Origin of the sequence: Burkholderia sp. 22PA0106, from assembly GCF_047497155.1 — a bacterium.
Classification (GTDB): Bacteria; Pseudomonadota; Gammaproteobacteria; order Burkholderiales; family Burkholderiaceae; genus Burkholderia.
This window is the reverse complement of sequence record NZ_CP163163.1, coordinates 3,335,561-3,354,830: the sequence shown is the minus strand read 5'-3', so window position 1 is coordinate 3,354,830 and position 19,270 is coordinate 3,335,561. Positions and strand designations below refer to the sequence as shown.

At 69.8% G+C, this 19,270-nt stretch carries 14 protein-coding genes; 9 read left to right on the top strand and 5 right to left on the bottom strand.

Annotation, left to right across the window (positions count from 1 at the left end; genetic code table 11):
* Window positions 1-114 precede the first annotated feature (114 nt).
* Entirely contained in the window at window positions 115-1,794 is a 1,680-nt protein-coding gene (locus AB4850_RS29900; RefSeq protein ID WP_414443020.1) for a purple acid phosphatase family protein, read from the top strand.
* Between the two features lie 85 nt (window positions 1,795-1,879).
* Here the strand turns inward: AB4850_RS29900 and AB4850_RS29895 are convergent, their stop codons facing one another.
* From AB4850_RS29895 to AB4850_RS29885, 3 genes are all read right to left on the bottom strand, one after another.
* Window positions 1,880-5,014: a transglycosylase domain-containing protein gene (locus AB4850_RS29895; RefSeq protein WP_414443019.1), complete on the bottom strand. Its 3,135-nt coding sequence runs from the start codon at window positions 5,012-5,014 to the stop codon at window positions 1,880-1,882.
* A 284-nt stretch (window positions 5,015-5,298) separates the two neighbouring features.
* The gene (locus AB4850_RS29890) at window positions 5,299-6,279 is read right to left on the bottom strand and encodes a hypothetical protein (protein WP_414443018.1); all 981 of its coding nucleotides are present in this window, start codon (window positions 6,277-6,279) and stop codon (window positions 5,299-5,301) included.
* 126 nt (window positions 6,280-6,405) lie between these two features.
* Complete coding sequence (locus AB4850_RS29885) at window positions 6,406-7,281, bottom strand: LysR family transcriptional regulator (RefSeq protein WP_414443017.1); 876 nt, start codon at window positions 7,279-7,281, stop codon at window positions 6,406-6,408.
* A gap of 110 nt (window positions 7,282-7,391) precedes the next feature.
* On the opposite strand from AB4850_RS29885, the gene AB4850_RS29880 reads away from it, so the two are divergent.
* Window positions 7,392-9,041 (top strand): MFS transporter, encoded by a 1,650-nt coding sequence (locus AB4850_RS29880; protein ID WP_414443016.1) that lies wholly within the window; start codon window positions 7,392-7,394, stop codon window positions 9,039-9,041.
* A gap of 1 nt (window position 9,042) precedes the next feature.
* On the opposite strand, the gene AB4850_RS29875 is transcribed toward AB4850_RS29880, so the two are convergent.
* Window positions 9,043-10,065 (bottom strand): fatty acid desaturase, encoded by a 1,023-nt coding sequence (locus tag AB4850_RS29875; protein ID WP_414443015.1) that lies wholly within the window; start codon window positions 10,063-10,065, stop codon window positions 9,043-9,045.
* 194 nt (window positions 10,066-10,259) lie between these two features.
* Between AB4850_RS29875 and AB4850_RS29870 the strand changes: the two genes are divergently transcribed.
* The 6 genes from AB4850_RS29870 to AB4850_RS29845 all read left to right on the top strand — a co-directional run bounded on the left by AB4850_RS29870 (window position 10,260) and on the right by AB4850_RS29845 (window position 17,041).
* Complete coding sequence (locus tag AB4850_RS29870; protein ID WP_414443014.1) at window positions 10,260-11,084, top strand: phosphate/phosphite/phosphonate ABC transporter substrate-binding protein; 825 nt, start codon at window positions 10,260-10,262, stop codon at window positions 11,082-11,084.
* Window positions 11,085-11,504: 420 nt separating this feature from the next.
* A complete protein-coding gene (locus AB4850_RS29865; RefSeq protein ID WP_414443013.1) occupies window positions 11,505-12,542 on the top strand; it encodes an ABC transporter substrate-binding protein in 1,038 nt (345 codons plus the stop codon).
* Window positions 12,543-12,598: 56 nt separating this feature from the next.
* Window positions 12,599-13,588, top strand: coding sequence for a quinone oxidoreductase family protein (locus AB4850_RS29860; protein ID WP_414443012.1), 990 nt, complete (start codon window positions 12,599-12,601; stop codon window positions 13,586-13,588).
* Between the two features lie 108 nt (window positions 13,589-13,696).
* Window positions 13,697-14,992 carry an MFS transporter gene (locus AB4850_RS29855; protein ID WP_414443011.1) on the top strand — a complete coding sequence of 432 codons (1,296 nt, stop codon included), beginning with the start codon at window positions 13,697-13,699 and terminating at the stop codon, window positions 14,990-14,992.
* A gap of 20 nt (window positions 14,993-15,012) precedes the next feature.
* Complete coding sequence (locus AB4850_RS29850) at window positions 15,013-15,690, top strand: response regulator (RefSeq protein WP_414443010.1); 678 nt, start codon at window positions 15,013-15,015, stop codon at window positions 15,688-15,690.
* A complete protein-coding gene (locus AB4850_RS29845; RefSeq protein WP_414443009.1) occupies window positions 15,683-17,041 on the top strand; it encodes a sensor histidine kinase in 1,359 nt (452 codons plus the stop codon). Before AB4850_RS29850 ends, AB4850_RS29845 begins: the two co-directional genes overlap by 8 nt.
* Before the next feature lie 90 nt (window positions 17,042-17,131).
* Here the strand turns inward: AB4850_RS29845 and AB4850_RS29840 are convergent, their stop codons facing one another.
* Entirely contained in the window at window positions 17,132-17,857 is a 726-nt protein-coding gene (locus tag AB4850_RS29840; RefSeq protein WP_414443008.1) for an NAD-dependent epimerase/dehydratase family protein, read from the bottom strand.
* A 228-nt stretch (window positions 17,858-18,085) separates the two neighbouring features.
* Between AB4850_RS29840 and AB4850_RS29835 the strand changes: the two genes are divergently transcribed.
* Entirely contained in the window at window positions 18,086-19,240 is a 1,155-nt protein-coding gene (locus AB4850_RS29835; RefSeq protein WP_414443007.1) for a methionine aminotransferase, read from the top strand.
* Window positions 19,241-19,270 lie beyond the last annotated feature (30 nt).

The window sequence follows — 19,270 nt, the reverse complement described above, 5'->3', positions numbered from 1 at the left end:
ATGACATGCGGGTGTCACGATTGCCGGTCTATCGTCGCGATCCGAGACGGTGATTGCGCGTTGCGCGCGTCGCCGCGTGCCCCCAGTCGCGAACCATAAGATCGGAGCGAACCGATGTCGAAACCGAATCATCCCGAAACGCCCGAGGCCGGCCAGCATGCGCCGGTCTCGCGCCGCGGCTTCCTGAAGCTGGCCGGCGTGTCCGGCCTGGCGACCGCGAGCGGCCTGGCCGCCACGCGCGCGTCGGCGGCGTCCACGCCGGACGGCACGCCCGAACAGATCCACCTGACCTGGGGCGACGATCCGTCGTCCGAAGTGACCGTGTCGTGGGCGTCGCTTGCGCCGGCCGCGAACCCGCGCGTGCGCGTGTCGAGCGACTACGGCCGGCCGTTCTCCGTGCACGCGGTGCAGCGCACCTACACCGACGGCCTGAACGGCGCCGTGGTGTTCACCTATCACGCGCGCCTGCACGGGCTGCGCCCCGGCGCGACGTTCCGCTACGAGGTGACGGCCGACAACGACGCGAACGCCGCCCACCCGTTCTCGGCCAGCTTCCAGACCGCGCCGCGCGGCCGCACGCCGTTTCGCTGGACCAGCTACGGCGATCTCGCCACGCCGAACACGGGCTGGGTGCTGTCGTCGCCGCAAAGCCGCTTCGCGGTGCAGGCGGTGGAGCGCTTCCAGCCGCTGTTCCACCTGCTCAACGGCGATCTCTGCTACGCGAACCTGAACCCGGCGCATCAGCCGGACGTGTGGCGCGACTTCGGCAACAACAACCAGACCTCGGCCGCGAACCGCCCGTGGATGCCATGCCCCGGCAATCACGAGATCGAGTTCAACAACGGCCCGCAGGGCTACGATTCGTATCTCGCGCGCTACGTGCTGCCCGAGAACGGCACGCGCTTTCCGGGCCGCTGGTACAGCTTCCGGGTGGGGGCGGTGCTGTTCGTCTCGCTCGACGCCGACGACGTGGTGTACCAGGACGCCGCCGCGTTCGTGGCCGGCCCCGCGCCGCTGGTGCCGGCGCCGAGCACCGGCAACCAGCCGATCCAGCCGGGCACCTCGTTCTACGTGCGCGGCTACAGCCGTGGCGAGCAGACGCGCTGGCTCGAAGCGGTGCTGCGCCATGCTTCGCATGACGAAGCCGTGGACTGGATCGTGGTGCAGATGCACCAGGACGCGCTCAGTTCGTCGAAGTCGGGCAACGGCTCGGACAAGGGCATTCGCGAGGCGTGGCTGCCGCTGTTCGACCGCTACGGCGTGGATCTGGTGCTGTGCGGCCACGATCACGATTACGAGCGCAGCTTCCCGGTGCGCGGCTGCCGCCATCATGCGGGCGTGGATGCGTCCACCGGCTCGGTGGTCGATACGTTGCAGCCGCAACCGGTGGTGACGTCCGACCCGGAAGACCGCACGTTCGACACGCGCCACGGCACGATCCACCTGATCCTCGGCGGCGGGGGCACCAGCGCGCCCACCGATACCTACGGCGACGACACGGCCACCGGCTTGCCGCAGGCGATGGTGTTCACCAAGCCCAACCGCCCGGTGCCGGGCACGACGACCGGCGTGTTCGCGCGGCCTGGCCCCGATGCGCGCGAGGATGCGATCTGGTCGGCGCGGCGCGATGCCGGCAATGCCTACGGGATCGCGGTGTTCGACTACGACCCGGGCGAGGCGGGCAAGCACACGTCGATCACCGTCAACTACTACCACGCCACCGGCGGCGATACGCCGAGCAGCGAGTACGTGCTGTTCGAGACGATCGTGCTGAGCAAGCCGCATCGCGGCTGATCCGGCAAGCCGAAGCACAGCGCGGGGCGGTGGTCCTTGACGGGCCGCCGCCCCGCGTGCGTTTCGGGTTCCGGATTCGTTCGATTCAGCCGTGCTTCGCCGTGGCCACCGTGGCGGTTTCGGCCGCCGCGGCCGGCGAAGCCTGCGGCTTGCCGGCCTGCGCCGGCTTCGCTCCCGCCTCGCGCGTTCCGGCCGGCGTATCGACCAGCGGTTGCAGCGCCGGCGCCAGCGATTTCAGCAACTGCACCGCCAGCGCGCTGGTGTATTCGTAGCGAGCCGCATACGGCTCGTGCGCGTTGGCCGTCAGGACCCCGAAGAACCGGTCGCCGATGCCGAACACGAACGTCGCGCTGCGGTTCACCTTGCGCGATTCGATCAGCCGCGCACCGGGTGCGTACACGTTGAAGCGCTGGTCGCCGGTGCCGGTCTTGCCGTAGACGTCGAGCGTCTTGCCGTCGGGGAAGCTCAGGCCCTGCGCGAGCCGCTTGGCCGTGCCGTTCGCCACCACGTCGCGCAGCATCGGCTGCACGGCGGCGGCGATCTCGGGCGACACCAGTTGATGCGGCGGCGTGCCCGTGTGCACGAAGCGCGTTTCGTACGGCGTGTCCTTGGCGAAGTCGAGCCGCACGATGCTCTCGGTCGGCATCTGCGCGCCGTGGTTGCCGATCAGGCCGATCAGGCGTGCCAACGAATCGGGTTGGTCGCCCGACGCGCCGATCGCCGCCGCGTACGACGGTGTGAGCGCGGCGAACGGATAGCCGAGCGCCTGCCACGACTTGCCGATCGCATCGTAGGCGCGCAGCTCGACCATGCGGCGAATCCGGCGATCCTGGGTGGCGTGGTATTTCGTCTTGTAGAGCCAGGCGTAGGACGCGATGCGCACGTCGTGGCTGGCCGTCTGCACCGTGTCGAGCGGCGCATCGGGATGCGCGCGCAGGTAGGCCAGCGTCCAGAGCGCCAGCGGATGCACGCTCGCGATATAGCCGCGATCGTTGAGGCTGAAGCGGTCGGCGCCGTATTTCGCGTAGAGCGTGGCCAGGTCGTCGTCGGACAGCCCGGCGGCCGGCGTGCCCTTCAGCGTCGTGCGCATGGTGGCGTCGAACCACGGGCGCGGCGCGTCGGGCGCCACGCTGCGCAGCACGGTGGCCACCTTCGGCGGCGACTTGCGCACCGTCTTCAGCATCAGCGCGAGCGCGTCGTCGGGCGGCTTGCCCGCGTATTTCGTATAGAAGCGCTTCACGTACACGCGGCTTTCCTGGTCGACGAATTGCCCGAGGTAGTGCGCGCGCAGTTCGGGATCGTTGAGCCATTGCGCCGACACGCCAGTCGTCCTGACCATTTCGTAGCGGACGATGTCGCGCATCAGGCGCACGAACACCAGGTTCACCGAGTTGCGGAACGCGAGGCGCAGCGTCAGGATCTGGCCGTTTTCGCTCTTGTCGAAATTGGTGAAGGTTTGCGCGCCGCCGCCGGTGTAGAACGTCTCGCCGGCCGAGGCCGAATACTTGCGCTCCAGCGCGGCGTCGAGCATGGCCGGCAGCGAGCGGTCGCGCGCGGCGATCAGATAGTCGAGCGCCCAGCGCGACAGCGCGTCCTGCGGGTCGGGCTGCACGCGCTTGAGCGCCTCGGTGGGCTGGTCGGCGTAATCGCGGTGCAACTGCGACACGATCTGCAGGTAGGTCACCACCGTGCGCAGCTTGGCCGTGGAGCCGAGGTTCAGGCGCGCGCCGCGATTGACGTCGAACGGCTGATCGACGCTGTCGGTCTGCACGCGCAGCAGGTTCGCGCCGCCCTGGCGTTCGTAGAGCGTGAAGCTGTAGGCGATCTTCGACGGATCGTCGCCGGGCCGCAGCATCTGGAAGCCGATCAGGCCGGCCTCGCGCGCGCCGTCGCGGGTGGTGATGGCGGCGAGCTTGTCGGCCACCGCCTGCTGCACCGCGTTGTCGAGCGTGACGGTGGCGTCGAGGTCGAGCCGGTCGAGCTGGTAGACGCTCGACAGCCCGAGCGCGCCGATCAGCCGCGAGCGCGTGGAGGTGATCGCTTTGCGCGCGACGTAGGACGTTTCGGCCGGCAGCGCGGGCGGCGGATGCTTGTCGATCTGCGCGGCCAGCGCGGCGTCGCGCAGCGCCGGTGTGATCGCGCCCTCGGTGGCGAGCAGGCGCAGGTAGCTGTCGGTCAGTTTTTGCAGGTCGGCGTAGCCGCGGTTCAGGAAGAACGACGGCGCGCGCTGCGCGATCAGCAGCGACAGCACCTCGCGATAGGCTTCGGCCTGCTCGGGCAGGTTCGCGGCCGTGCTCGGCGCGGAGAGGATCCGGTTCACGTCGGTGAAATCGCGGCCGTACCAGGCGGCGAGGCCGTCGCCGATGCCGGTTACCTCGCCCATGTGGGCGCGCGCCGCGAGCGGTACGGAATTCAAATAGCGCACCACGATCTGGCGGCGCGCGGGCAAGGTTTGCGGGCCGTCGAGATAGGCGCGCACCGAGGCCGAGGCGATCTGCCGGAGCTTCTCGGCGGGCTTGGCGGTGCGGCCGTCGGGCGAGTGGCGGAACTTTTCGATCTGCGTGGCGAGCGTGCTGCCGCCCGGCGCGGCCTGATGCGGATTGACGAAGCGCAGCGCCTGATCGGACAGCGCGCGGCCGAAGCGCCGCCAGTCGATCGCGGGGTTGCGGTTCGGTGCGTCGGGGTCGAGCAGGTAGCGATCCTCGATGAACAGCAGCGAGCGCACGATCAGCGGCGGGATCGCATCGAAATCGAGGTAGACGCGGTGTGGGAAGGTGGCGTCGAAGATCGGCGCGCCGGTCGCGTCGCGCAGCGTGAGGCCGGCCTGGTCTTTTTCGTCGTACGGCGGGAACAGGCCCTGGTCGGCCAGCGCGAGCAGGCGCTCGGAGCCGCGCGCCTGGGCCTCGATGGCGTAGCCGCGCGCCGCGAGCCGTTGCTCGATGGACGGCAGCAGCGCATAGCCGAGGCGGGTGTCGTAGGGGCCGTTCAGCGGATAGCGGATGCTGTCGCTCGGGCCGTCGCCGACCGTGTAGCCGACGTCGCTCGCCACCGAGGAAAGGTAGCGGGCCTGCCAGCGCGAGGTCGCGAATTCGATCTGGAAAAGCCGTACCACCACGACCAGTGCGATCAGCACGGCCGCGATGAGCAACCATTTGACGCGTTTCCACACCGGTACGGGTGCGGAGTCGCGCAGCGAGATCCGGATCACGGGCCGATTCATGGCATCTCCCCGCGGCGCAAATCGTCCGACCCCCGAGCGCCGCACTGGATGCAGTGTAGTCCTGAATGATGCGCGTCGTGGCACAGAAAATCGGCGACTGTGACGCCGATGCAACCGGCCGATCGTTACGGAGAACTTGACGTGCGAATACGCGTCTGGCGGGTAGCCCGAGCGGGCAATTGGGGGCGGATTTAGCGTGCCGCGAGGCGTTTCGTCGGATCAGTGCGGCGCTTCGGTGGCGGCGTGCCGATCGGCAAACACGCCGTGCCCGCGCCCGCCGATCGTCAGCAGTCCGAGAAGGTCGAGCAGACGATCCGCACGTCGAACAATTGCGCGATGTGGGTCAGCGCCTGAAGCAGTGCGAACGAATGGCGATCCGCGTAGGGCAGCGACGGCTGGAACGCGCTGCCGTGGCGCTGCCATTCCGAATCGGCCTCGGTGTCGCGATGCGGGCGGTCGAAGATCGCCTCGATTTCGTAGCCGCCCGGCCCGCGCGCCGGGATGCCGACGTTCAGCGAGAAGCCGGCCAGCCGGTCGAGCGGAAAGCGGAAGCTGTCGCGGCCGAGCCGGAAGCCGGCCCATTCGGCGTCGCGGCTGCGAAACGCGACGAACAGCGTGTCGTCGGCGCGATGCCGCGCGTTGAAGTGTTCGGGCAGGTCGTCGAGCGGCGCGATCTCGGGCAAGGCTTCGGCGACGTTCGATTCGACCTCGATGTGCTGCTCGCACACGCCGCGCAGGCCGTCGTACAACTGGCGGAACACGACGGCTGCCGAAGTGGCGCGCGCGTCGGTGTCGATGAAGATGCGCTGATAGCAGGCGTAGGCGCCGAGATAGCCGGGCAGCCATTGGCCGTCGTCGAGCTGCGGCCAGGCCGAGCGGGCGCCGAGCGGGGCGGGCAGCAGGTCGATCGGGCGGGTGCGATCGCCGAAGCGGCGTGCGCGGAACGCGGTGAGCTGGTTGGGTGGCGGGGCGTCGGTCGGGTAGGCGGCGTTCGCTTCGGCTGCGTGGGCGTGCGGGGCGGGGTTGGTCGCGTTGTCGGCGGACGCCGCCGAGGCCTCCGGCAACGGGCCGTTTTCGGCCTCGCGCAGCGCGGCGGCAGCCTGCCGTTTCGTCTCGCGCCGTTTCGCGACCACGCCGGCGATGAACAGCAGCAGCAATTCGAGGACGGTTGCGGCCGCCCCGGCGGCCAGACCCGACAACACGCCGTCCCGGGCGCCGGCAATCAGGCCGGCAAGGAGCGGTATCAGCAACAGGAGCGCGAGCATCGATGGTCGAATATAGGTGTGGCGGCGCGCCTCGGCGGCGCGGCGGGTTTCGCACGATGATAAGCGCGCGGCGGCCCGCCGAACAAGTGGAGTACGCAGGCGTGGCGTGCGTCCGACGCGGCGCGCTCAGGCCTCGCCGCGCGCGTGGCGCAGGAACGCGCGCACCGCCTGCGAGCGCTCGTGGCGGCGGAACAGCAGCGCGATCTCGGAGGCTACCGGCTTGCCGGCCAGCGGGCGGCAGACCACGCCCGGCAGGCGCACGCAGTCGAACACGGCGCGCGGCACGATGCCGACCGTGTCGCCGAGCGAGACGCGCGCGATCACCTCCACCAGCCGCCCCGGCCGCGATTCGATCTGCGGCGCGAAGCGCCCGCGCCGTGCGACTTCCAGCGTGCCGCCTTCCTGCTCGGGCACGGTGAAGCGCGCGTCGCGCAACTGGCGCGGCGCGATCCGCTCGAACGCGGTCAGCGGCGAATGCTCGGGCAGCGCCACCACGAACTCGTCGGCGTGCACGCGCACCGCCTGCAGGCCGTCCGGGCAGGCCACCGGCGGGCGCACGTAGGCGAGGTCGAGCCGGCCGTCGTCGAGCATGGCGGGGATCGTGTCGAGCGGCTGTTCGGTCACCTGAACGTCGAGCAGCGGATGCAGCGCGCGAAAGCCGATCACGGCCTGTTGCATGACGCCCGTGAACGCGGCCGAGCCGACGTAGCCGATCCGGATCCGGCCGATTTCGCCGCGCTCGGCGCGCTGGCCCAGCTCGTGGGCGCGCGCCAGCGCGGCCAGCGCACGAGCCGCTTCGGGCAGATAGGCGCTGCCGGCCGCCGTCAGCGCCACCGAGCGGCGCGTGCGGTGGAACAGCCGGAACTGCAACATGCTTTCGGCTTCCTGAACCAGCTTGGTCAGCGAGGGCGGCGCGATGCCGAGCGAATCGGCTGCGCGCGCGAAGTGCAGATGCTCGGCGACGGCCAGCACGCTGCGGATATGACGGAGTTCGAGCTTCACGGCGGCTGTTAACAAATTCGTGAATGAAGTTGCGATTTTATGGCATCGACTGGAAATACGGGCGTCGCTAGCATTTCGACCGTCGGTAACCCGAATCAAGGAGCGATGCGATGGGCAGGCAGCAGGCAGCGGACAGTTCGACTCAGCCCGGAGGCGCGGCGGCGGCCGGCGCTCGTGTATCGGAGCCGCCGCCGCGTCGCGCGTCGCCCGGCTTTCTGCTGGCCACTGCGTCGGCCACCTGCGCGCTGATCACGCTCGACACCAATATCGTCGCCGTGTCGCTGCCGTCGATCGCGCGCGCGTTCCATGCCGGCTTCGCCGACGCCGAATGGGTGGTCAGCGCCTACATGGTGTCGTTCGCGTCGTGCCTGTTGCCGATGGGCGCGCTGGCCGACCGCTACGGCCGCAAGCGCATGATGCTGCTCGGCCTGCTGGCGTTCGCGGCGGCTTCGCTGGCGTGCGGGCTGGCGCCCACCGTGCTGTTCCTGAATCTGGCGCGGGCTGCCAAGGGCGTCGGCGCGGCGATGCTGCTCACGTCGGCGCTGGCCGTGATCGCCAACGCGTTCCCGCAGCCGAGGGAACGCGCGCGGGCCTGGGCGATCTGGGGCATGACGATGGGCATCGCGGCCACCGTCGCGCCCCTGGTGGGCGGCGTGATCTCGCAGTGGATCGGCTGGCGCTGGATCTTCCTGCTGAACCTGCCGGTGTGCGCGGTGCTGTTGATGTGCGCGTGGCGCGCGGTGGGCGAATCGCGCCATGCGCAGGCCAAGCGCGTGGACGCGCTCGGCAGCGCGCTGTTCGGCGGCGGCCTGGCGAGCGGGATCTGGGCGCTGATCGGCACCCAGGACGACGGCTGGGCCGGCACGGCCACGCTGCTGCGCGCCGCGATCTGCGTGCTGCTGCTGCTGGTGTTCGTGCAGGTCGAGCGCCGCCGCGATCACGCGATGATCGATCTCGCGCTGTTCGCGCAGCCGCGCTTCGTGGCCGCCGTGCTCGGCATGGCCGGCTATGCGGCCTGCGCGCAGGTGATGATGACGTTCCTGCCGCTCTATCTGCAAAACGCGTTCGGCTGGCCGGCGGTGCGGGCCGGTGTCGGCATGCTGCCGTTCGCGGTGGCGATGGTGGCCGGGCCGTACCTCGGCGCGTGGCTCGCGCGGCGTCGCGCCGGCTCGCCGATGCTGGTGGCGGGGCTGGTGCTGGTCGGCGCGGGCAATCTGCTGACGGCGGCGGTGGCCTCGGCGGCCGGCTATGGCTGGGTGGCGCTCGGCATGATCGTCACCGGCCTCGGCGCGGGCGTGCTGAACGGCGACACGCAGAAGGCGATCATGGCCTGCGTGCCGGCCGAACGGACCGGCATGGCGTCGGGCATCAGCACCACCACGCGCTTCGCGGCGATCGTCACGTCGATCGGCGTGCTCGGCGCGGTGCTGGCCGCGCGCACCCATACGGCGCTGGCCGGCGCGCTCGCCGCGTATCCGGCTGCGCTGCCGCATCTCGACGCGGGTTTCATGTCCGACCTGCTGGCCGGCGATCCGGCCCATGCGATCGCCGGTTTGCCGGCTGGGTTGCGCGATGCGGTGGCGGCCGCCGCGCCGGGCGGTTTCGCGAGCGGGTTCGCGGCGGCGCTGGCCGTGGCGGGGGGGCTGGCGATCGCGGTGGCGGCGGCGGTGGGGTGGCTGGGTGCGCGTGCCCCGGCTCATGCGGCCGAGGCGGGGCTGGCTGTTTCGGCCTCGGCTTCCGGGCAGCGCGAGCGCGTCTAGCCTAGCTGCTGACCTGCAGGCAGCCGTCGATCACGGCGATGCGCGCGCCGCTGTTCGACAGCGCGGCGCTCGCATGCCGGAATGGATGCTCGGGCGCGTCGGTCGGCCGCCAGGCGTAGCGGCGCAGCAGTTCGAGGTAACCGCCGCGAATCACGAAGCCGCCGCACTTCTCGGCGTAGGCCGCCTGGCGCATCCGGTAGGCGCGCGGCAGGTCGAACCACGGCAGGCCCGGCAGGTCGTGATGGACGAGGTGGTAGTTGTTGTTGAGGAACAGCAGGCGCATCGCGAAGCCGGCCTCGTTGATCACGATGCGTGCCTTCGGATGCACGGCGGCGCGGTGCTCGTACAGCGAGCGCACCATCGCCAGCGACAGCGCCGGCCAGCTCACGGCCAGCAGATACGCCCACCACGCGATGCCGGTGGCCCACTGCACGGCGGCCAGCAGCGCCGCCACCGCCACGCCGTGCGCGAGCCACATGCGCAGCGTGGCGCGGTCGCCGCGGCGGATCTTGCGGAACGCGTCGAGCGCCATCGCCGCCACGCTCATCGGCGGCCCGATCACGAGCCGGCCGAGGAACGTCTTGCGCAGCACCCACAGCGCCTTGAGCCAGCGCGGCAGCGCCGCCCACTGGCCGCGCGGGATGTAGTTGCCTTCCGGGTCCACGCCGGGCACGGTCAGATCCTCGTCGCGGTGATGGGCCAGATGCGTGTCGCGATAGAGCGGATACGGATACCAGATCGCCAGCGGCGGGCTGGCGAGCAGCCGGTTCAGCCAGTCGATGCGGGTGGGGTGGCCGTGCATCAGTTCATGTTGCAGCGACATCTGCCAGGTGGCGATCGGCACCAGCAGCGGCACGGCCGCCGCGAACGACAGCGTGCCGATGCGCACGCCCCACAGCACCGCGAGCCAGCCGCCGTAGATCGTCGCGATCAGCAGCCAGGTCGGCCACTCGGTGCGCGCGGTCAGGCGCGTTCCGAGCGCGCGGATCGCGTTGGCGTGGTCTACGTCGAAATATTCGGCCATGGTGCGGGGGCGGCGATGCCTGTTCAAGCAAAAACTCTAACGAAGCAGAGGCCGCGCGCCAATCAATGGATTCGCATTTGCTTATCAGGCGGTGGGTGGCTTGCTTCGCTGATCAGGCCTCCTTATAGTCGGTGCGGCGGGCATTCTCGGCCCGCGTTGTCGTCATCTTTTTCCACTCTGAGGAGCCGCATCGCATGGACCGTCGCGTCGCCGGATTGCCGATGTACAACGTCACGCCGCGCCTCGGCGCGCTCTGGCGCGGGTTGCTGGCCGATGCGCTCGACGCGTTCGCGCGCGCGGGCGGCACGCGCGAGGTGACGCTGCTCGACGAACCGTTCGGCGAGTTGATGCCGCTGTGGCGGCGCGCTGATCTGCTGCTGTCGCAAACCTGCGGCTATCCGTTCCGCATGCTCGGGCTGAACGCCGTGACGCAGGCGATCGCCACGCCGGTGTTCGATGTCGATGGCTGCAGCGGCGTGCAGTATTCGAGCGTGCTGATCGTGTCGGCCGCCGCGCATGCGGCCGGCGCGACGACGCTGGCGGACTGCCGTGGCCTGCGCGCGGCCTACAACGGCGACGATTCGCACAGCGGCATGAACGCGCTGCGGCACGCCGTGGCGCCGTTCGCGCGCGACGGCCGCTTCTTCGCGTCGGCCACGCCGTTCGGCGCGCACCGCCTCGCGCTGGCCGCCGTGGCCGACGGGCGCGCCGATTGCGCGGCGATCGATTGCGTGACGTTTTCGTATCTGCGCGACGCGCAGCCCGAGCAGATTGCGGCCGTGCACGTGATCGGCGCGACGGCCAGTGCGCCGGGCTTGCCGCTGATCGCGTCGAATGCGCTCGACGCGCGCCAGGCCGGGTGGCTGCGCGATGCGCTCGATTGGGCGCTGGCGGCTGACTCGGCGCGGGCGCAGGCGTTGCGGCTGCGGCGCTTCGAAACGCTGCCGGTCGGTGCTTACGACGCGATCGCGCGGTTTGCCGACGAGGCTGTGGCGCTTGGATATCCAAAACTGGCCTGAGGCGCGCTAAAAGGGAAACCGGCCGCGTCGCCCCTCCGGCACGGCGGTTATCCACACAGGCTCGGCTTGCCGATTCGATTTCGCCCCGGCTGGTGCGCGATCCATCGCGGCTTGTCCACAGCCGTTGGTCGCTCGCGCCCTGTGCTCCGCCGCGCGCCATCCCTCCCTCCACCGCCCACCAGCCGCGTCCGCATCCGCACCACCCCCACCTACGTCACAATCTCGCCATCCACCCGCACCGCCGCCCGATCCCGCCCCGCGCCGAGGGTAAATACCGAGAAAACTCCGGAATCGCAGAAGGGAATCAGAAGGCGTCGGATTTCTATACTTGGCAACGTTGACGCGGCACCTGCCCGCCACGGCCCGGCACGACACTGCCAGCCGTCCGGCAAGGATGCCGCGAGAAGGAGACAGATCCCGATGCATTCCCTGGTCCGCCCGCTCAGTCGTCCGCTTGGACGCCTGCTGCTGCTCGCCGCGCTCGCCGGCGTGGCCGCGCCCGCCAGCGCCGAGCCGATCGAATTGATGGTCGGCGGGATGTCCAAGATCGTCTACATGCCCGCCATGCTTGCCTCGCAGCTCGGCTATTTCCACGACGAGGGGCTCGACGTACGCGTGCTGTCGGTGCCGGCCGGCATCGATACCTCGACCGAACTGATCGCCGGCGCGGTGCAGGGCGCAGTGGGTTTCTACGATCACACGATCGATCTGCAGAGCCGCGGGCAGGACGTGCTGTCGGTGATCACGTTCGTGCGCGCCGCCGGCCTGGCCGAGCTGGCCACCACACGCCCCAAAACGGGCGAGCCGATGCGCTCGATCGACGACGCGCGTGGCCGCCGCTTCGGCGTGACCGGCTTCGGCGCGTCGACCTGGGCGCTGACGCGCTACCTCACGACGCGCGCCGGCATCGCGCCGGGCGACTACACCGTGGTGCCGCTGGCCGCCGATACGCGTTTCGTCGACGAGATCACGCACGGCACGATCGACGCCGGCATGGTCGAGGAGCCGACCGCCACGCGCCTGCTGTCGAGCGGCGCGGCGCGCGTGCTGGTCGATCTGCGCAGCGTGGAAGGCACGCGCGCGCAACTGGGCGGCACCTACGTCGGCGCGTGTCTGTACATGCGGCGCAGTTGGGTGCTGGCGCATCGCGACGAAACCGAGCGGATGGTGCGGGCGCTCGCGCGCACGCTGCGTTTCATCGCCGGCCACGACGCGCAGCAGATCGCCGATGCGTTGCCCGACAGCGCGGTGGGCGCCGATCGCGCGGCCTACGTGAAGGCGCTGGCGCTGGCGAAGCCGTCGTTTTCTCCGGACGGGCGCATGCCCGACGACGCGCCGGCGACGGTGCTCAAGGTTCTGGTGTCGAACGGGAGCGGGCTGATGGCCCGGCACGTCGACTTGTCGCGTACCTACACGAATGCGTTCGTCGACGGCACGCAGCGCGACACGTTCCACTGACCGCACAAACCAGCGGCAGCCGGCGCGGCGCGGATGATTGAGGAGTGAAGGCGGGCATGAGAGCGATTCGAATCGAACGACACGGCGGACCGGAAGTGCTGCAGCGCGTGGAGCTGGCTGTGCCGGAACCGGGCGCCGGCGAGGTGCTGGTGAAGGTCGCCTATGCGGGCATCAACTTCATGGACGTCCACACGCGCCAGGGCAAGTATCGCGATTCGCGCACGTACCCGGTGCGGATTCCGTGCACGCTCGGCATGGAAGGCTCGGGCGAGGTCGTGAAGGCCGGCGCGGGCGTGACCGGCTTCGCGCCGGGCCAGCGCGTGGCCTGGTGCATCGCCTGGGGCGCTTACGCCGAATACGCGGTGGTGCCGGCCGCGCGGCTTGCGAGGCTGCCCGATGCGATCGCACTCGACGTGGCCGCCGCCGCGATCTTCCAGGGCTCGACCGCGCATTACCTGCTCGACGACGTGGCCGATATCGGCGCGGGCAGCACCTGCCTCGTCCACGCGGCCTCGGGCGGCATCGGCCAGTTGCTGGTGCAGCTCGCCAAACGGCGCGGCGCGACGGTGTTCGCCACCACCAGCACCGACGAGAAAGCCGCCGTGGCCCGCGCGCACGGCGCCGATCACGTGATGCTCTACGAAGACGGCCGCTTCGCCGACCGGGTGCGCGAGCTGACCAATGGGCGCGGCGTGGACGTGGTGTTCGACGCCGTGGGCCGCCCGACGCTGCGCGACAGCTTCCGCGCCACCCGCGTGCGCGGGCTGGTGGTGAATTACGGCGCGGTGGCCGGCTCGCTGAACGATCTCGATCCGTACGAGTTGGGCGAGGCCGGTTCGTTGTTCCTGACGCGCCCGCGCCTGGCCGATCACCTGGCCGACGGCGACACCGTGCAGCGCCGCGCCGACGAGATCTTCGCGGCGCTGGCCGAAGGTGCGCTGACCATCGAGATCAACGGGCGCTACACGCTCGACGACGTCGAACTGGCGCATGCCTCGCTCGAGGAGCGCCGCCAGCTCGGCAAATCGGTGATGCGGATTCATTGAAGACGGGCCGTGCGCGGCCCGTCCGAGTTCAGATAGATACCACGCCGCAATGGTGGCCCGCCGGGCCGCCGCGGCACGATGCGACGCAGTCGCGAGGATGTTCCCACCATGTCAGCCACTCCTGTCGTCGAACGCCGCGATTCGCGGGCGCGTTCGGTGTTTCGCGCCGTCAGCGGCAACTTCCTGGAAATGTACGACTTCACCGTGTACGGCTATTACGCCGCCGCGATCGGGGCGACGTTCTTTCCGGCCGGCAACGAGTTTGTCTCGCTGATGCTGGCGTTTTCGGTGTTCGGCGCGGGCTTCCTGATGCGTCCGATCGGCGCGATCGTGCTTGGCGCCTACATGGATCGTCACGGCCGCCGCAAGGGCCTGATCCTGTCGCTGTCGTTGATGGCGGTCGGCACCATGTGCGTGGCCTTCGTGCCGAGCTATCACGCGATCGGCCTGATCGCGCCGGCCATCGTGCTGTTCGGGCGGCTGCTGCAGGGCTTCTCGGCCGGCGCGGAACTGGGCGGCGTGTCGGTCTATCTGGCCGAAATCGCCACCAAGGGCAATCGCGGCTTCTTCTGCTCGTGGCAATCGGCCAGCCAGCAGGTGGCGGTGGTGTTCGCCGCCTCGCTCGGCGTGCTGCTCAACGCGTTCGTGCCCGCGCAGGAGATGACCAGTTGGGGCTGGCGCGTGCCGTTCGTGATCGGCTGCCTGATCGTGCCGTTCCTGTTCTACATCCGCCGCACCCTGCAGGAGTCCGATGAATTCGTCGCCCGCAAGCATCACCCGAGCATCGGCGAGATCACGCGCGCGATCCTGGCCAACTTCGGCCTGATCGTGGCCGGCATGGGCCTGGTGATCATGACCACCACCTCGTTCTACCTGATCACCGCGTACACGCCCACCTTCGGCAAGGTCGTGCTGAAGATGTCGTCGTTCGACGCGCTGCTGGTGACGGCCTGCGTCGGCATCTCGAACTTCATCTGGCTGCCGATCTCGGGCGCCGTGTCGGACCGCTTCGGCCGCCGCCCGGTGATGCTCGCGTTCACGCTGCTGACCGTGTTCACCGCGTATCCCGCGATGCAGTGGCTGGTCGGCTCGCCGTCGTTCGGCAAGCTGCTGGCCGTCGAGCTGTGGCTCTCGCTGCTCTACGCGTGGTACAACGGCGCGATGGTCGTCGCGCTGACGGAACTGATGCCGGTGAACGTTCGCACCACCGGCTTCTCGATGGCCTATAGTCTCGCCACGATGGTCGGCGGCTTCACGCCGGCGATCTCGACCTGGCTGATCCACGCGACGGGCGACAAGGCCGCGCCGGGTGCGTGGATGGGTGTCGCCGCCGTGTGCGGCCTGATTGCGACGCTGCTGCTGTACCGGACGAAGACCGCACGGGAACAGTACAAGCTCGCGTAGTGGCAAGTTCGGAGGGATGCGTGAGGCTGTTGCTCGTCGAGGACAATGAGGAGCTGGCGCACTGGCTGGCGAAGACGCTGACGGACGACGGCTTCGCGCTCGATCGCGTCGGCGGCGGCGAAACGGCCGAGGATGCGCTGCGCGCGTCGACCTACGACGTGGTGCTGCTCGACCTGAACCTGCCCGGCATCTCCGGCAAGACCGTGCTGCGCCGCATGCGCGAGCGCGGCGACGCCACCCCGGTGCTGATCCTCACGGCCACCGGCGCGGTCGACGAGAAGGTGATCTGCCTGGGCGCCGGCGCCGACGACTACATCGTCAAGCCGTTCGATGCGCGCGAGCTGGTGGCGCGCATCAAGGTGCTGGCGCGGCGGCAGGCGCCGTCGCGCTCGAACCGGCTGCGCTGCGGCAACCTCGTCTACGACATGGATCGCCTGCAGTTCGCGATCGACGACCTGCCGCTGGTGCTCACGCCGCGCGAACACGCGGTGCTCGAAGCGCTGATCCTGCGTGCCAAGAAAACCGTCTCCAAGACCACCCTGGCCGAATCGGTCAGCGCCGCCGACGCGCCCACCAGCGAGGACGCGATCGAGATCTACGTGTCGCGCTTGCGCAAGAAGCTCGAAGGCAGCACCGCCACCATCATCACGCTGCGCGGCCTCGGCTATCTGCTCGAGGACGGCGCGTCCGATGAATAGCCTGCGCGTCAGGCTGCTGCTGTGGCTCGCGTTGCCGATGACGGTGTTCATCGTCGCGGCCGGGCTGATCACGCGCAGCAACGCGTGGCATACCGCGAATCTTCTGCAGGACGAAGTGTTGCTGTCGGCCGCGCGCGTGATGGCCGGCAACGTGGGCTGGGACGGCAAGGACCTGAGCGCGTCGATTTCGCCGAGCGCGATCGAGATTCTCGGCACGCCGCGCGCCGATCAGGTGTTCTTTCGCGTGCAGGAGATCGACGGCCCGATGATCGCCGGCACCTCCGATTTTCCGCAGAGCGTGCCCAAGGTGTCGCCGACCTGGTACGACGCGGTGGTCAACGGCGAGCCGGTGCGCGCCGTGTCGGTGATCCGGCCGATGTACGACGCGGGCGTGACGCGCCGCGTGGTGATCTCGGTCGGGCGCACGCTCCGGCAGCGCGACGCGCTGGTGCTCGCGCTGTGGCGCCCGCAGATGTTCTATTTCTCCGCCATCCTGACGATCGCCGTGGTGCTGGTCTGCCTCGGGCTGACGCTCGAACTGCGGCCGCTGGCACGGCTCGCGCGGCGCATGCCCGAGCGCGTGCAGACCTCGTCGGTACGCCTGAGCGTCGAGCCGCTGCGCAGCGAGCTGCGCCCGATCGTGCGCGCGTTCAACCAATGCCTCGAAATCATCGAGAAGCAGACGGCGATGCAGCGGCGCTTCATCGCCGACGCCGCGCACCAGTTGCGCACGCCGCTCACCCTGCTCGGCACGCAGTTGCAGTACGCACGCCGGCAGAATGATCCCGAGCAGGTGCACGACACGCTCAAGGCGATGGACCGCAGCAACCGTTTGCTGGTCGCGCTGACCAACCAGTTGCTGACGCTCGCGCAGGCCGAGGCGGCCGACTACGCGCAGTACGCGGGCGTGCGCGTGGACCTGCGGGAAATCGCCACCGGCACCATCGAGCAACTGGCCTTGCTCGCGCAGCGCCGCCGCGTCGAGCTGGTCGCGACGCTGGCCGATGCCGACGCGGTGTCCGTGTCGGGCAACGAGCAGTTGCTGTCGGTGCTGGTGTTCAATCTGGTCGACAACGCGATCCGCTATTCGCCCGAAGGCGGCACCGTGACCGTCGCGATCGAGGCCGGCGAGACGATTCGGCTGCGCGTCAGCGACGAGGGCGAGGGCATCGAGGCCGCGCTGCGCGAGAAGGTGTTCGAGCCGTTCTTCCGCGCCTCGCCGCAGCCGGGCAGCGGGCTCGGGCTGGCGATCGTGCGCGAGATCGCGCGGGCGCATCGCGCCACGCTGCGGCTCGACGACGGGGCGAACGGGCGCGGCTTGACGGTGACCGCGGAGTTTCCGCGCGCTTGAGATCGGGGTGATTTTTCTCCGCGTGTTATTGCCTTGTTTTTCGTCGCGGTTTTCCCGCCGCGTATCGACCTCCGCCGTTCCCCCTGGCTTTCAGCCGTGCGCGCCGGGCGTCCAGTCCAGCACCTGCCGTGCTTTCCGGTTGGTCACCTCGCCGTTGTCGTCGACGATGTTGAACGCGCCCGCTGCCTCGGTGCGCAGCGCGAGCAGGGCGGCGCGCGCCGCATCGTCGACATGCACTGCCGGCGCGGCCGGCGGCGTGTCGGCGCCGGTGCCGGGGCCGTACAGCCGGCCGTAGCGCAGCACCGCGCCGCGCAGCGGCGGCGTGTTCAGCACCGCCTGTTCGAGCGCGGCCACGCCGCCCACCGAAATGCGCCGGCCGCCCTCGGCATTCAGATCGAGCGGATGATCCTCGTCATATGGTTGCGCGCCGGGCGCATAGGCCCAGGCGATGCTCTGCGCGACCATGCGCCGGCAGCCCGCCGCCAGCGCGGCCTGCACCAGGCTCAGCGTGCCTTCGCTGCGCAAGCGGGCGTTATTGGCGATCGCCTGCGCCATCTGCGCCGGATCGAGGCCCGCGGGCAGGTCGGTCAATTGATGGATCACGGCGTCGGGCGCGATGCGTTCCAGCTCGCGCGTCAACGCGGTCTGATCGAACACGTCGACAATCACCGGCTGCGCGCCGAGTTGCGCGATCTGCCCGACTCGCTCGGCCCGGCGCGTCGCGCCATGCACGGCGTAGCCGGCCTCCACCAGCAACGGCACCAGCACGCGGCCGATCACGCCGCTCGCGCCGGCCACGAATACGGTCTGACTCATGAGAAACACTCCCGATGGCGTTCGTTGAGGCCGTGGCGGTGCGCCACGGCACAGGGATGACGCCAGCGTAGCGGTGTCGATGTCCCGTGCGATAGAGCCAAATTATCGTCAATCGGCTGGGACATCGGGCGCGGCCGCTTCGTTGCCTGCCGCCGGCCCTTGTGCGAAGCTTGGCGCCCCGGGCGCGGCGGCTTCGCGCGCGCCGTCATCGAGCCAGGAGTTCACCGAATGCGCCATTCATGCCGAATCGCGACCAAGCTGCCGCAAAGCGGCATTTCCGTGTTTTCGAGCATCGCCGAGCTGGCTGCCCGGCACGAGGCCGTGAATCTCTGGCAGGGCGCGCCGTCGTTTCCGACCGATCCGGCGTTGATCGCTCACGCCGGGCAGGCCATGCAGGCCGGTCTCAACCAGTACGCACCGATGGCCGGCTACGGGCCGCTGAAGGCCGCGATCGCCGAGAAAACCGAGCGGCTGCACGGCGCACGCTACCACCCCGACAGCGAGATCACCGTGACCGCCGGGGCGAGCGAGGCGATCTATTCGGCCATCGCCGCGCTCGTGCATGCCGGCGACGAGGTGATCTTCTTCGAGCCCGCGTTCGAGGTGTACGAGCCGTCGATCCGCCTGCAGGGCGCCACGCCCGTGGCGATCGGCATCCGGCTCGACACGTTGCGGATCGACTGGGACGAAGTCGCCGCCGCCGTCACGCCGCGCACCCGGATGATCATCGTCAACACGCCGCACAACCCCACCGGCATGTCGTTCGACGCCGACGACATCGCGCGCCTGGCCGCCATCACGCGCGGCACCGACATCGTGATCCTGTCGGACGAGGTGTACGAGCACATGGTGTACGACGGGCGCGAGCACCTGAGCCTCGCGCGCTACCCCGAGCTGGCCGAGCGCAGCGTGATCGCGCTGTCGCTCGGCAAGACGTATCACGCCACCGGCTGGCGCGTCGGCTATTGCCTCGCGCCGGCCGAACTGAGCACCGAGATCCGCAAGGTGCATCAGTACGTGGTGTTCTCCGCGCCGGCGCCGCTGCAGGCCGCGCTCGCGCAGATGCTCGCCGCGCCGCGCAGCTATCTCGACCTGGCCGCGTTCTATCAGGCCAAGCGCGACCTGCTGATCGAATCGATGGCCGGCACGCGGCTGTCGCTGCTGCCGTGCGGCGGCAGCTTCTTCATGCTCGCGCGCTTCGACGGCGTGTCTACGCTCGACGACAACGCGTTCGTGTTCGACCTGCTGAAAACGCATGGCGTCGGCGCAATTCCGCTGGCGAGCTTCTACCAGGACCGCCGCAATACCGGCATCGTCCGGCTTGCATTCTGCAAGGATGACGCGACGCTGCGCGAAGGCGGGCGGCGGTTGGCGCGGGTGTAGGCGCGGGCGATGGCACGGTGTGCCGGTCGT